The organism is Streptomyces malachitofuscus (assembly GCF_055571035.1).
Map to the genome: position 1 here is coordinate 311,223 of NZ_JBVIGA010000007.1, position 15,393 is coordinate 326,615.

Sequence of the window (15,393 nt, forward strand, 5' to 3'; positions counted from 1 at the left end):
CGGTCGTAGAATCGCAGGCTGCGGGTTGCGATGGGTGCGGACCAGTCAGGTCCCACAAGCACCCCCAGTACCACAAGCACAGGAAAGAAGTAGCACGCTGATGGAGGAACTGACCTTGGACCTGGACATCCCGCAGCAGCTCGGGGATGACGCCGATCCTGCGGCGGAGGACACCCAGCCCAGGGTGACCACCTTGGAGGAGGGCCAGGTCGTCGACTACATCAGCGGCGAGGCGATCAAGGAGACCCCGAAGGAGAAGGTCCGGCAGAGGATCGTTCGTGCACTGGTACACGAGCACGGCATCGACCCTCATGACATGTCGCGCGACTTCTCGGTCACGGTCAGTGAAGAAGGGGCTCCCCGTAAGCGGACGAAGAAGGCCGACATCGCGATTTTCGAGTCCGGTGCCCAGCACACCACGGCGAACCTACGCCGCGTGGTGATCTGCAAGCCTGAGCCGAAGCGCGGCAAGAATGTGGTCAAGCTCCGCGAGCCGCGGCAGGCGGAGAAGGATCTTGCCGAGCTACAGGAGCTGATGGGCAACGAAGATCGTCCCGAATGCACGGACGGCATGTGGACGGACGGGGTCGACTTCTTCTTCCTCAAGAAGGTGATCGGCGACTTTGGCGCGACTTTCGAGGACCGCAGCGACTGGGAGGTCGCAGAGGGGACGAAAGGCAGCCGGACCGTGGCTTCGCATCAGCGGCTGCGGCGAGCCGAACCGGAGATGCTCAAGACGACCTTCCGACGTTGCCACAACTACATCCACGGCAACGAGGGCATGCCGAAGGATGCTGCCTTCTGGCAGTTCCTCTACCTCCTGTTCGCGAAGATGTACGACGAGCGGGTCAGCCGGGGAACCGTCCACGGAAGGTTCCGTACGGGCCTAAAGGAGATTTTCGACCCGGCGGGCCGTGCAGCCATCAGCGCCCGGGTCAAGGAACTGTTCGAGGACGTCAAGCGCGAGTACAAAGACGTCTTCAAGCCCACCGACGAAATCTCCCTGTCCGACGGAGCCCTCGCCTTCATCGTCAGCGAGCTTGCGCCCTACGACCTGAGCGGCACGGACGTCGACGCCAAGGGCATCGCCTACCAGGAGCTCGTCGGCACGAACCTGCGCGGCGACCGGGGGCAATACTTCACGCCGCGCGGCGCGGTCAACCTGATGGTCGAGATCCTCAATCCCCAGGAGGACGAAACTGTCCTCGACCCAACCTGCGGTACCGGTGGCTTCCTCCAGGCGACGCTTAACCACCTGCATCACACCTGGCAGAAAGAGGAGGGGACCTTCGGCTTCCCTGACACCGAGGAGCAGCGCGAACGCTTCCGGGATCGATTGAAAGCGTACGCGGAGAAGCACCTGTTCGGTGCGGACTTCGACCGGTTCTTGGTCCGGGCGACCACCATGAACATCATGACGCTCGCGGAGACCACCGGGAATGTTTTCCACATGGACTCCTTGGCCTTCCCCCGAGGGCACCTGCCTGACGTCGAGCTCGCGAAGAAGCAAATTCCGCTCGGCGAGGAAGTGGACGTGCTTCTCACCAACCCTCCGTTCGGCGCCGACATCCCTGTCAGCGACGAGTCGGTCCTCGCCTCGTTCCGCGACGGCATCGCCAAGTCGTGGGGGCGAAACAAGGAGACCGGCAAGGTCGAGGCCAGCGGGACGAGTACGCCGACGAGTATGGCGCCCGAGCAGTTGTTCATCCAGCGCGCCATCGAGTGGGTTAAGCCCGGTGGCCGTATCGGCATCGTCCTACCCAACGGCATCCTGTCGAACCCTGGGCCGACCGACGAGGCGATCCGCCGGTACATCCTGGAGCACTGCTGGGTGCTCGCGAGCATCGAACTGCCGGTGGAGACCTTCATCGTCGACGCGAACGTCAACATCCTCACCACACTTCTCTTCCTGAAGCGGAAGACCGACCGGGAGGTGCGCAACCACAGGCTGGGGACGGAGAAGCCGTATCCGATTTTCATGGCGGTCGCCGAGAAGGTCGGATTTGACCGCCGGGGGAACGACCTCTACAAGCGCAAGCCCAATGGGGACATCGTGGTGGAGACGAAGGTCGACATGGAGCGGCTCCGCATCGGGGGCAAGGTGGTGACCCGGCCGCTGAAGCGCAGCCAGCCGGTCATCGACAACGACCTGCCGGTGATCGCGGAGAAATACCGGGAGTTCCGGGCCAAACACCCGGTGCCGGGTGTGGACCCGCGCAAGGGCGCGGAGGCGGGCGCGTGAAGGTCGCCAGCCCTTCCAACCCGGTGATGTCCGACTGGCTGGCGGATCAGGGGCTCCGGCTCGACGCATCGCCATACATCGCGGGCTCCCTGGAAGCGAAGAAGATGCTGGAGCGCTTGCCAGACACAGTGCCGCTGGCGAGCGTGACGGCCGGCTACAACGGGGGCATCTTCAACGGGCCCATGTTTCGCCGGGTCTATCTCACCGACCCTGAGCACAGCGTGCCGTTCGTTGGCACGAAGGACATGATGGCGGCCGACCTTACGGGGCTGCCCCGGCTACGGAAGTCCGACGCCACGTCGGCGGCCTTGTCGTACCTTCAGGTCAAGCCCGGGATGACCTTGATCTCATGCTCAGGCTTCAATGCCGGCAGGAGGGCGTACGTCCGACCTGACATGGGTAACTGCTGGTCTTCGCAGGACACGCTCAAGGTTGAACCTGACCCGGAGGAGATCAAGTCCGGGTACCTGTACGCCTTCCTGCTCAGCCGGTTCGGGGAGTCACTCGTCCGCGGATCGGTCTACGGGTCTGCCGTGAAGCACATCGAGCCGCACCACATCGCAGGGCTTCCCGTACCTCGGTTCGATGAGGAGCTGGAAGGGCGAATTCACCAGCTGGTGGAGTACAGCGCGCGATTGCGCGCGCAGTACCAGGCCGAGCTTGTTGCTGCGACGAAGGACTTCTTCGACAGTGTCGGGCTTCCGGATCTGAATAACTTCCGTTGGCATCAGCAGGAGCGGGACCTCGGTTTTGAGATTCCGGCCGCGGAGTCGATCTCTCTGCGAGCGCTGAACTTTGCGCCGAGGGCAAGGCAGCTGATCGAAAAGCTCGCTTCGGTTCCAGGAGCGACACTCGGTGATATCTGCGCCGGGGGGTCACTGCGGACTGGTGCGCGCTTCAAGCGAATTGATGCTGATCCTTCTCATGGCGTTCGTCTGATCGGCCAAAGGCAAGCGTTTTGGATTCGCCCTGAAGGTCGATGGATTAGCGCCGCTCAGGCGCCGGAGGACATTCGTCTACAGGACGAGACGATTCTCGTGGCGGCGCGTGGAACTTTCGGCGAGAATGAGGTGTACAGCCGCTCAGTTCTTGTCACTGGAGCCTGGCTTGAGCATGCCTACAGCCAGGACTTCGTTCGACTCTTGAGTGGGGATGCAGACGTCCCCGGCGCATATCTTTTTGCCTTCTTTCGGTCAGAGGTGGCATTTCGAATCCTGCGTTCGCTCAGCGTGGGTGGAAAGCAGCAGGAATACCATCCCCGTTTGCTCCGAGAGATGCCGATCCCGCTTGCGCCGCCCGCCGACCGGGCTCGCATCGCCCAGACCGTCCGCTATGCCTACCAATGCCGCGACCGCGCCGACATCCTGGAAGACAAGGCGCTCGCGCTGCTCACCGCTGCCATCGAGGAGGCCGCTGGCTGATGGGTGCCAGGATCGTTGCTGTTGGGGAGGCCGTCAACGATGCCGAGCGGAGGGTGATCGCGCACTTGCGTGATCATGCCCCCGACGACTGGACGGTCCTGCACTCTGTTGAAATCCCGTACCGGAACGAGCTGTTCGAGGTCGACCTGGTCGTCGTCACCGGACATGCCGTGTTCGTCATCGACGTCAAGGGCACCCGCGGCCGTGTTGAGGTCGCTGGCAACCGGTGGCATCCGGCAAGGCGGGCCCCGTTCCGGAGCCCCCTGCCGAAATTGCGCGGGCACGCCAAGCAGCTCAAGACGATCCTGGAGACGGCCCATCGGCCGTTGTCCCGGCTTTACACCGACGCGCTTGTGGTGCTGACCGCGCGGGATGCCCTGCTCATCGATCGCACGCCGCGACAGCAGGATGCCAGGGACACCGTCACGCTGCCCGACCTGATCGGACGGCTTGCTGATGTGACCCGTGTCCCCACGGTCTCGGGGCGGTTCGACACGGACATCGCGGCGCATCACGAGCTGATCGTGCGTACGGTCCAGGGGTCCTCCCGACCGCCGTCCGGGCCGCTGCGATTCGGCAGCTGGGAGGTCATCGAGCGGCTCAGCGAGACGGCACCCGATGACGGTGCCGACATCCACAGCGAGTACCGGGCGAAGAATGCGCTGGCCGTGCAGGGGTCGGGCACGGTCCGGCTCTCCGTTCGCAAGGCCGATCCGTACGCTCCGGAGGCCGATCGGCTGCTGCAGCAAAAGCGGATAGGCATCGCCTACGAGGCGCTGGGCAAGCTGCCTTCGCACCCGAACATCGTCGGGGTGCGGGACTTCTTCGCGGACGAGGACAAGGACGTCTTCGTCACTGTCTTCGACGACGTACCCGGCCACGCTCTGAAGCTGCATCTGACCGGGTCCGAGGATCCGCTAACGGCCGACGCGAAACTGCGGATCATCCGGCATGTCCTGATGGGACTCGCCCATGCCCACCAACGGCGTATCGCCCACCGAGAGCTGAATCCGTCGACCATCCTGATCGCGCAGGATGGCCGGGCGATGCTGACCGGCTTCGAGTACGCGAAGACCGCGCAGCGGCGCGTCCACACGGTGATGCAGGAAGCCCACCAGGTTGCCGACCGGTCCTATTTGGCGCCCGAATGTCATGCGGACCCCGCCGCGATGGGCATGAAGTCGGACACCTATGCGGTTGGCGTCATCGGCTACCAGCTCCTCACCGGCGAGCTTCCCTTCACTTCGGCCACGGAGCAGGTAAGCGTGGCTGGGCAGCTCCCGGTCAGCGGCCTGGAGGGCGCCGGTGTCCGGGTTGAGCTTGCCCATTGGCTCCAGAAGCTCTGCGCGACGGACCCGGCGGATCGGCCGACTGCGCTCGAGGCGCTGCGGCGACTCGATCTCGCTATGGGCGCGCGAAACATCCCGTCCAAGCGCATCGGCTCCTCCGCCACGCCCCAGTCCGCCTCTGCGGCGGGCGTGGATGGACCGCGCGGCCCTGAGTTTTTCAAGGACCTGCCCACCGACTTCCAGCTCGGAACGAAGTACTTGGTGCGGCACCGGCTGGGCCGCCCCGGATCGTTCGGCGTGGCCTACCGGGTGTACGACACCATCAGGAGCGTTGATCGCGCGGTGAAGCTGGTCCTTCGTGACCGGGACTCCGTCCTGGAGCGGCTGCGCCGTGAAGCGGACGTACTGCAGCGACTCCAACACGCGCCGCATCGCAACGTGGTGTCGATGGTGGACGCGGACAGGCTGCTGCCTCCTGACGAATACCCCTACCTGGTCTTCGAGTTCATTGACGGCAAGGACGTCGCCGAGGTGGTCCGCGGCGGGCGGATGGGCGCGGCGGACGTGCTGCGGCTCGCGATCGACACGGCCCGCGGGCTGCGGCACATCCACGAACTCGGGGTATGGCACTGCGACGTCAAGCCGAGCAATCTGCTCTGGACCGACGACGGGGTCAAACTGATCGACTTCGGGATATCCAAGACCTCGGACTCCTCCGAAGGGCACACCTACACCAGTCCGCGCTACACCCCGCCCGATCTGGACCAGGTCCCTGCTGACGGCACCGGATACACCGACCGCGACTTGTTCGGCCTCGGCGTCACATTGTACGAGGCACTGACCGGTGGACAGTATCCGTGGGAAGGCGTTGAGTATCCGCCGCCCGGGGTGCGCCCGGTCGATCCGCGCACCGCCTACAGCGGCTTCGGAGACCTCTCACCGGGCCTAGTTGAGATCATGCTGCGGGCCATTTCCCCCTACCGTGGCGAGCGGTTCACCACAGCTGAAGAGCTGCTGCGCGCACTGGAGGCCCTGGAATCCGCGCGCATCGCGCCCGTACCGCCGCCACTGCCTGCGCGCTCCGAACTGTCGCCCGCTCCGCCGGCCACCAACAGCGGTGACGAGCCTCTGCGGCCCGAGCCGAACAGCAATCCCTTCGTCGCGCACCTCCAGACGCTGTACAGCCAGAGCCGCCGCAGTAACCGAGGCACTCGTGGACTCGATCCGCATAGTATGTCCGTATATGTCGAGACAGTCCTGGATCGTGAGCTCGTACCGGCACTCCGCGAAGGTCGGCACGCGCTCGTCGTGGTCACTGGCAACGCGGGCGACGGCAAGACCGCGTTTCTGGAGAGCTTCGAACGGCAGGCCCGCGATCTCGGGGCCACGTTCGGGCCGCGGCGGACGAACGGTACCGACTTCACCCTGGATGGTCACCGCTTCCGCACCAACCACGACGGAAGCCAGGACGAAGGCGAGACCAGCGGCGACGAGGTCTTGGAAGAGTTCTTCGCGCCGTTCACCGGTGCCGACGACTCGGCGTGGCCGATTCAAGGCGAGACCAGGCTGATCGCCATCAACGAGGGGCGCCTGGTCGATTTCCTCAGCCATCACCACGACCGCTTTCCACACCTTGCCAAGCTCGTCAACCTGGGCTTGGCGGGCCGGCCAACCGGACGGGCCGCAGCCGTGGTCAATCTCAACGCGCGTGACGTTGCGGCCCGTCCCCTCGACACGGATGGGACGCCCCAAGACGGCGAGTCGCTGCTTGAGCGCATGCTCGACCGGATGACGCACAGTCGGTTTTGGGAGGACTGCGAGAGCTGTGACCTCGCCGCGACCTGTTACGCACGGCACAACGCCCAAACCTTCCAGCACCCCGCAGCTGGCCCACAGGTCAAGCGGCGGCTGAGGCGGATCTACGAACTGACCCAGCTACGTGGCAAGCTGCACATCACCCTCCGGGACCTGAGGTCGGCTCTCGCCTTCACCCTCACCTCGGGACGCGACTGCGCCGAGATTCACCAGCTGTATGCGGCTGGCGACGCCCGAGAGATTCTGGACAGCTTCTACTTCTCCGCGCACCTTGGCACTCCGCCCGCAGCCGACGGGACCCCACGGGAACGAGACCGGCTGCTCTCCCTGTTGCGGGAGGCCGACGTGGCGTCGGTTCCTCAGCCACAGCTCGATCGGCGGCTCGACTATGCGGGACTTCTCGAGGACCGTGCGCTGGTCGCGGTCGATGGCCGCAGCGACCACGGCCGCACACTGCTGGATCAGCAGTTCCAGCAGCTGGGCCGGTCGGCTGCCGCTCACACCTCCCAGGCGGCAGCGCACCGCCGCTACGTGGACGCGGCCCGCCGGCTGCTCTACTTCGAGCTCCACGACGAGGAGCGCGCAGAGCGGATGCTGCCGTTCCCCTCGGTGCTGCGCTTCATGGACCTGCTCTCGGCCCGGAGCTCCCTTGCAGAGGAGCGGGACGGCATCCTGCGTGCGCTCAACCGCGGCGAAGGACTGGTTGTCCCCGAGCGGATCGGTGACGCCCTCGCGCTGAAGGTGCGGGACGTACAGCGCGGAACCGTCCGCAGCTTCCGTCGATTCCCTTCCGCAGGGTTCCGCCTCGAACCCGGAGAAGCCCCGGACTCGACATACATCGAGTCCGGGCGCGCCTCGTTGCGTCTCAGCTACCGCGACCCGGCCAGCAGCCAGGGCGGGACAGCCGAGTTGGACATCCGGCTCGACCTGTTCGAGCTCCTGCAGCGGTTTGAGCGTGGCTACCGGCCGTCTGTCGCCGACCTCCAAGGACAGCAGCTCTCCCTTGCCGTGTTCAAGAATAGGCTGGCCGCCGTCCCGTATCAGGAAGTGCTGCTAACGACACACGGACACGACCTGCGTCGCATCCACCGCACCGAGGACTCCGTACTGCACATGGAAGAGCTGACGGCACGACAGCAGGACAGCGAAGATGAGCCGCTCGCCGAGGGCGCCGACCGGGTGGAGGAGACGACATGGCGCTGACCGGGTCCCTGGGCACCTTCCACCATCCCGGCATCAGCCGGATCGACTACAAGGCGCTGGACATGGACCGTGTCCTCACTGCGCTCCTGGCCCGGCTCTGGCACCAGGGACTGCCCAGCAAGATCAGCCGGGCTAAGACCCTCGAGGTCGATGTGTTCGTCAAGCTGTTCCTGCAACATCCCGAGGTGTTTGACGGCTTCGACCGGGAGACCACCACCCGCTGGACGGCCACCCATCTCCTGGATCTTGTCAACCGGGGCAAGGCAACCGAGGCGGTGGCGAGCCCCCGGCCTCTGCACGGATTCACCTACCGCTTCCGCAATAGCCGAAAGTCTCGCCCGTACGGGGCCGACGAGCAGCTGTACGAGATGCTCGCCGAGGACCCAGGTGCCCTGGCCGGCCTGCGTGAGTTCTTCTTCTCCGACGTGGACCGGGCCACCGGGGCGATCACTCCCGGCCCGGGCACCGACGTGGAGACGCAGGCTCTGCTCCACCTGGTGGAGAAGGCCGGAAACCAGATGCAGGACCGGCCGGACACCAGCAAACCCCGCACGCCCTACCCGCCGCTGTGCGCTCAGCCAGCGCGGCAGCTGTGCCAGGACGTCATGCGGTTGCTGTACCACCAGGACCACATGCCTCGCACCGTGCTCGTGGACTATCTGAAAATCCTCTTCGCCTTCCATCTGTCCCTCTACCACCTGCGCATGATGAAGCTGCTGCCCGCCGTCGTCGAGGCGGGCGCGGCCCCCGCGTCCTGCCGCAAGGGACACGCTGGGGAGGACGCGGCGGACCGCTGTCCGTACAGGGTGCGGCTCTTCCTAGACGTCGAAGGAACACCGGGCACCCCGGCCGCCGCGCTGGCCGAACGCAGCGCGGAGATCTGGTACCGGCGGATTCCCCGTTTTGTGCAGGCGACCTACCAGGTGAAGAAGCTCGACGACTTCGCCGAGCACCTTGCCGTCAAGACAGACAAACTCAGTCGGCCCCGTGGGAGGAACTACTTCACCCCGGAGGAAGTTCTGCGGCTGCTCGGCAAGTCGTACCGCAAGGATCGCGACGCCTTCTTCCTGCAGCGGACCAACCGGGTACGCGACGAGGAAGAGGACACTCCCGCGGAGCTGAAGCAGATCACCCAGCTTGATCTTGACCCCTTCGACGAGTACGTCGAGATGCTGATGCACTACAAGGGGCGCTACTACCGCCGCTACTTCGTCGACTGCCTCGACTCAATGCTGCTCAAGCATCGGCCCGGTGCCCTGCTCGCCCAACCGCGTGGCGGTCGCAGCGGTGGCGAGAACTCCGCCCGCCGCTTTGTGCTGGATGCGCGGCTACTAGAAGTGCTCCTTCAGGTGTCGCTGCTCCGGGAGGGCAACGACTCGTCCGGTGATCTGCAGACATCGCCGATGCGTGTGGATGAGTTCCTCGCCCTCTTGCGGGATCGCTACGGGCTGTACATCGACCAGGTGCCCGACTCCGACGGTTTCTCAGGAGCACACCTCGACGACCAGGCAGCGCTGCGCGCCAACTTGGCGGCATTCCTCAACCGGCTTCGCGAGATCGGCTATTACCAGGACATGTCGGATGCCTATCTGACGCAGACCATCACTCCCCGCTACACCATTGGCACAGTGGAGAAGATGGGAGTGACGGCCCGATGAGCACAATCGGACTGGCAGAGATCACCCCCAAAGATCTCCGCGAGGCCCTCGAAGGCGTCCTCGTTCCCCGGCTGGCCAAGCTCGTCGGTGAGCGGACCGCTGGTCACTGCATGCGGATCACAGAGGTGGAGGCCGAACTCGCGGCGCCGCTTGTGCGCCGGCTTCGGGGAGCGCTCGGCCCCGACGCCACAGTCTGTGTCCTCGGCACTGCCGAAGACCTGGCCCCTGACCTGCCGTTCCATGACGTCACTGTCACCAGCACCAAGCTGGTCGAGCTCCGCAACCGTACGGAGGACGAAGTCCTCCCAGGCCCTCTGCTGGTCTTCGTGCCGCCGGGGATGCGCGTGAGCGCCGAAGACTCCTTCGGGATCGCGACGTTCGAAGAGGTGCCGCTGGGCGATGCATACGAGCAGCTGGCAGAGCGCCTTCTCGACCAGGTGCCGGACCAACTGCGGCAGGGCGTGGACGAGCTGCTCGCAGCGCTCCGGGACGGCTCGGACCGTCGCATGGGTGACCGTGCTGTCACGATGTACCTGCTGACACTTCAGGCCAACGCGTACCGTGAGCAGGTCGCTGGCGCCGCCGTCTTCCACTTCGGGCTGGTGCCCGACTTCGACCTGTTCGCCGACCCTACCCTCGTCAGGGAACGCGTAGAGCGGAACCGCGGGCTGGTCGACAAGCTGACCGGATCGACACGATCTGAACGTCAGCGCGTCCTGGACCTCGGACTCAGCGATGCGGACTTCGCTGCCCGGCTCGCCGGCTTTGCGACCCGCTGCGGACTGGAAGATCCGGTGGCCTGGACCCGCCGTATCGTCGTCGAGCGGGAGAACTGGGGACTGTCCTTCGGTAACTGGCACATCGACGAGCGACGGCGCGCCACCGTCTCCATCGAAGTGCAAGAGCTCGGTCTGCCGGCTGCCGGAGACAATCCCGAGGATCTGCGCGCCTATCCAGCGTTGGAGGCCATGGTGGGGCAGCCCTACCTGCTCGCTGGCGAGAAGGGCGTACGCGAGCTGACAGCACGGTTCTCCGTGCAGCCGGATCCTCGCAAGGTGGACGGGCTCGAACGCTTCCGGGTGGAGATCGTCTCTGAGACCGGCGGACCGATCGGACGGATTGCTTACCGCGGCAAGGGAAAGACGGCGACAGCCGAGTTCAGGGCCCCGCTGCGCCGTCTGAACAAGATCGACTGGGAGGAGGGGTGGCACTACGTGCGCGTCACCCCACTCGACGCGTCGGACGTCGCGCTCGACGTCGCACCCAGCGCCCACGACCAACCGGGCGGCGAGAGCGAACGCTTCTACGTCATCCCCGATGCGGAGACCGAGGAACCGCCCGATCGGAGCGCTGGGCGTTACGACGGCGTCGTCCAGGCACTGCGGTCCCTGCAGTTCGAAGCACTGGCCGCCGGCGACGCCCCGTCGCGTGTAACGGTCACTGATATCCGCTGGAAGGCGATCACCCCGCGCAGTCCACAGCGGGTTCTCAACGCCAGAATCCACACGGCCGGCAGCGCCGAGATCCGCCTCGCCCCTCTGTTGGTGCAGATCCAGCAGGACCTGCTGGCGCGGCCCAGCGACACCACGCTGCGCCGATTGGTGCTTAACTCGAATGGCACAGCCGAATGGCCCACCAGCACCGACGAAAACCTGGAACGCGAACTGAGCGGGCGGGCAGCCGAGGCGTTCGACACCTTCCTCGCCGCACGGCACGCCTACTTCACCGCAGTGAGCGGTCAGATCGACGAAACAGCGGGCGGGGCGGACACCGGGGACCTCCTGGTGAGCGAGGCGATCGACTTCGAGCGCGTACGAGAAGTCCTAGTTGCGTATGCTGAGGCGTACGCTGAGCTAGTGGCAGCTCAATCGCTCCAGGTCGAGCGGTCCACAGACGACACCCGTGGTGCCGCACTCGTGACACTGGCGCGGTTTCAGCAGATCGACTGTGCCGCAATCACCCTCACCGACGGCCTCGGGCAGCGCGACACGGTCCTGCTCGTCTCGCCTACCCATCCCCTGCGCGCGCTCTGGCTGGCGACCTGGTCGGCTATGGGCCAGGAGTGGGTCGGGCGACTCGGCGACGCGGACAAACGCCAGATCATCGCGGCCCGGGAATCGCTCCTTGACGCCCTGTCCCCACTGGGCTTCCCGTTCGCCGTTCCCCGACAGGACGGGCGACTCATGGCCGCTGCGGACAACCTCACCCCGTACTGGGGTGCCTACCTCCCCAGTGAGACTGCGGACCCTCGCGGCCTGCTCGGCCGCCTATCCACCGCCCTGAACCTCCCCACCGTAAGTTCGCGCACCTCGAACGGCGCGAGCGCACTGTCCGGGACCGCGCTGGCCGACCGCATCGAAAGGTACGTCCGCCTCCATCCGTACGTCCGCACCCTCGTGTTGAACGTCGTCAACGCGGGCCGCGGCGAGATCATCGCCGACGCGCTCCTCGAACTGCAGCAACGCACGGCCACCCGCGACCTCACGTATGACATCCGCCTGTGCGTGACCGACCCGGAAGCCCAGGAAGCCGGAGCGGCCCTAGGCGAACTGCTTAGCGCTCAGAACCAGATCGCCTCCGCCGAGGCTGAAGCCTTTCTGCATACGGCGGGGGGCACGCGGACCGCGAAGCTCGTCTACTCCGTCCGCACCGTACGGGAGTTCAACCAACGCCCTGCCGAATTCGACGCCCACCTGACCATAATGATCGACGCCTTCGGCGGCGAACAGTACAGCTCCGTTGTACGTCAGGACATCGTCAACGCGCCGGTACACGGACTTGTCCAAACGACAGCCTCCACCTACGAGGACAACGGACAGCAGATCGTCTGGCGCACCGTCCCGCGCCTCGGCACCGCCCTGGCCACAGAGGACGCCGAAGACCTCGCCACACTCATGAGCAGGATGCCTGGGCTGCTTGCCAGCGCTGCTGCCAATGTCGCTACGGCCGGACAGGCACCGCGCAACGTCCCGTGCACCGTCCTGTCGCTCGACACCGCGGACCGTGCCCTGCTCTACCAGGCACATCGGGTGGGCGACTGGGTCGTCACCATCGACCGAACCCTTGGCCTGGAGTACTTCGACCAGGCCGGACAGCACGGTAGGCCCGAATACGTCATCGACTACGCGCCTTCTCTCGCCGGCGGGCTGGGCCACCAGATCATGGTGAGTTCGAACTCGGTCGACGAACTACGCACCCTGCTCGGCCCCACGGCGGAGCAGCATGGACTCGACGTCGAAGAACGCCACCTCAACACCTTCTTCGAGCAGCTGCGTCTGCTCTCCGGAAACCTCGCCTTCAAACTGGCCTCCACCGCACCCAACCAGCGCACCGAAGTCCTTGGCCTCTCCCTGGCCCGCCTCTACTTGGACTACCAGGACGTCCTCCACAACCAGATCGTCGTCCCTCTCGACGCCCACCCTGAGCTGTACAGCGAAGCCAGGCGCCTGGCCCGGGAGCTTGGCGACGCCTTCTCCTTCCAGCGCAGCGACCTGGCCCTCTTCCACCTCAATGCCAGGGAACGGACCGTCGTCTGCCACCTCATCGAGGTCAAGTGCTACACCGCCCTTGACGACATCGGTGCCTACCAGAGGCTGAAGACGAAGGTTGCCCAGCAGCTGGAACGCAGCGAAACCGTCCTAGCCGAGTCCTTCGACCCGGCGCGTACCACTTCTGATCGTGTCGACCGCACGGTCAAGAACCTTGTGCTTGGCTCCATGCTGCGCTTCTACCTGGAGCGAGCAGCACGCCACGGCACCATGGGCCACAAACCCCGCGAGGCGGCACACGCTCTGCTCGACAGCCTCGACAAGGGGTACAAACTGAGCTTCACCCGCAGCGGCCTGATCTTCGACCTCGCCCGCAGCGGCACCGACCGGGAGCTCGACGATGGTGTGCACTTCCACCGGATCGGCAGCGACCTGATCACCGAACTGATCAACGCCATCCCCACCGTACGGCCGGGATTGCCTGAGCTCGGGGACAACCTTGTGGAGGAGCAGGTCCCGGAGCCGGACGGCGAAGCTACGGCGCCCACCTTGGCGCTGCTGCAGCTGTCGGTGCCACGCCTGGCCGACGCGGAATTCCGTGCGCAGGACGCAGAGGCTCCCCCGGAGAGTGGCCGCGAGGACGCTCAGGTGTCGGAGTCGGCCGTCACCGAGCCGGACGAAACTGATGTCCGGACACTTACCGACACCCCGAGTGCATCGTCGGACCAGCAGGACCGAATGGACTCCGTAACTCCTAGGCCGGGACAGGGTCCGGTGGAATCGGAGCCTAACCCCGAGCGGGGTGACGTGCACGATAGTGCACACGATGTCCCTGCTCCCGGTGACACCGATTTGCCTCCCCGCTCAGCCACCGTCGACGCCCCACAGGGCTTCCCGGACGCTGTCACCGTCGATGCTCCCTTGGCTCCTTCAGTTGCGGCTTCAGCGCATGCTTCGTCGGCCCCTGGAGTCTTTCTCGGTGTCGTCCACCCCTCGCCACAGCACGGCGTGCTGGGCGAGGTGGCAGGCAGAACGGTCGTGCTCGACCTCAACGAGACACACACGATTAGCCTGTTCGGCGTCCAGGGAGGCGGGAAGAGCTACACCCTTGGCAGCATCATCGAGATGGCCTCCCTCCCGTCACCGCCGGTGAACGAGCTCCCGCACCCGCTGGCAACCGTGGTCTTCCACTACAGCCAGACCATGGACTACGTCCCGGAATTCACCTCGATGGCCCGCCCCAACGACGACAAGGCTCAGCTGAGGATACTCAAGGAGCGTTACGGGACCGAGCCGCGAGCCCTTGAGGACGTCCTGCTGCTCGCGCCGGCCGACCAAGTCGCCGATCGGCAGCGGCAGTTTCCTGGTATTGCAGTCCAGCCGCTTGCCTTCTCCTCCGCCGAGCTGCAGGCTTCCCACTGGCGGTTCCTCATGGGAGCCGTGGGCAACCAGTCCATCTACATCCGTCAGCTCACACGGATCATGCGAGCGCATCGCAACGACCTGAGGCTCGACGTCATCCGACAGGGCGTGGCCGACTCGGGCATGCCGGACCATGTCAAGCAGCTTGCCCAGGAGCGACTCGACCTCGCCAGTGACTACATCGACGACAACGCCCAGCTCACCAGCCTCATCCGCCCGGGGCGTCTAATCATCGTCGACCTTCGTGACGAGTTTATTGAGAAGGACGAGGCGCTCGGCCTCTTCGTCGTGCTGATGCAACTGTTCGCCGAGGCACGCAGCGGCGGTGAGCATTTCAATAAGCTGGTCGTGTTCGACGAGGCGCACAAATACATCGACAGCCCCGACCTCGTCGCAGGACTCGTGGAGACGGTCCGAGAGATGCGGCACAAGGGCATGAGTGTTCTGGTTGCCAGCCAGGATCCACCGTCGGTACCGATCTCCCTGATTGAGCTCTCTGATCACGTCATCTTGCACAAGTTCACGTCGCCCGCCTGGCTGAAGCACCTTCAGAAGGCCAACGCCGCTTTCTCCGGGCTGCGTTCAGAGCAGATGTCACAGTTGCAACCCGGTGAAGCGTACGTATGGGCAAGCAAGGCAACAGATAAGGCGTTTACTCATGGTGCGGTCCGTATCCGATGCCGTCCCAGAGTGACGAAGCATGGAGGCGCGACCAAGACGGCGTCGGGAGAAGCGTCAACTGCAGGAAGAGACTGAACAATTCCGTCCTGCGTTCGCTACTAAGGGCTGTCCCGTAAATGATCTACGGATGATGGGCGGTCTGACAGGAGCCCTGGCGATCTGGCTCCTGGGGGC

At 65.3% G+C, this 15,393-nt stretch carries 5 protein-coding genes; all 5 read left to right on the forward strand.

Annotation, left to right across the window (positions count from 1 at the left end; translation table 11 throughout):
- Nucleotides 1–100: 100 nt before the first annotated feature.
- From mads2 to mads8, 5 genes are read left to right on the forward strand one after another with little or no spacing between them, the layout of a single operon-like run.
- Nucleotides 101–2,242, forward strand: a complete 2,142-nt coding sequence (mads2, locus tag ACZ44S_RS13405) for a methylation-associated defense system DNA methyltransferase MAD2 (RefSeq protein ID WP_390994305.1) — start codon at nucleotides 101–103, stop codon at nucleotides 2,240–2,242.
- On the forward strand, nucleotides 2,239–3,663 hold the full coding sequence (mads5, locus tag ACZ44S_RS13410) for a methylation-associated defense system restriction endonuclease subunit S MAD5 (protein WP_390994304.1): 1,425 nt from the start codon (nucleotides 2,239–2,241) through the stop codon (nucleotides 3,661–3,663). Before mads2 ends, mads5 begins: the two co-directional genes overlap by 4 nt.
- Nucleotides 3,663–7,970 (forward strand): methylation-associated defense system protein kinase MAD6, encoded by a 4,308-nt coding sequence (mads6, locus tag ACZ44S_RS13415; protein ID WP_466928036.1) that lies wholly within the window; start codon nucleotides 3,663–3,665, stop codon nucleotides 7,968–7,970. Before mads5 ends, mads6 begins: the two co-directional genes overlap by 1 nt.
- Nucleotides 7,961–9,628, forward strand: a complete 1,668-nt coding sequence (mads7, locus tag ACZ44S_RS13420) for a methylation-associated defense system protein MAD7 (protein ID WP_185393488.1) — start codon at nucleotides 7,961–7,963, stop codon at nucleotides 9,626–9,628. Before mads6 ends, mads7 begins: the two co-directional genes overlap by 10 nt.
- Nucleotides 9,625–15,294, forward strand: a complete 5,670-nt coding sequence (gene mads8, locus ACZ44S_RS13425; RefSeq protein WP_466928039.1) for a methylation-associated defense system ATP-binding protein MAD8 — start codon at nucleotides 9,625–9,627, stop codon at nucleotides 15,292–15,294. The genes mads7 and mads8 overlap by 4 nt, the downstream gene beginning before the upstream one ends.
- The last annotated feature ends 99 nt before the right edge of the window (nucleotides 15,295–15,393 follow it).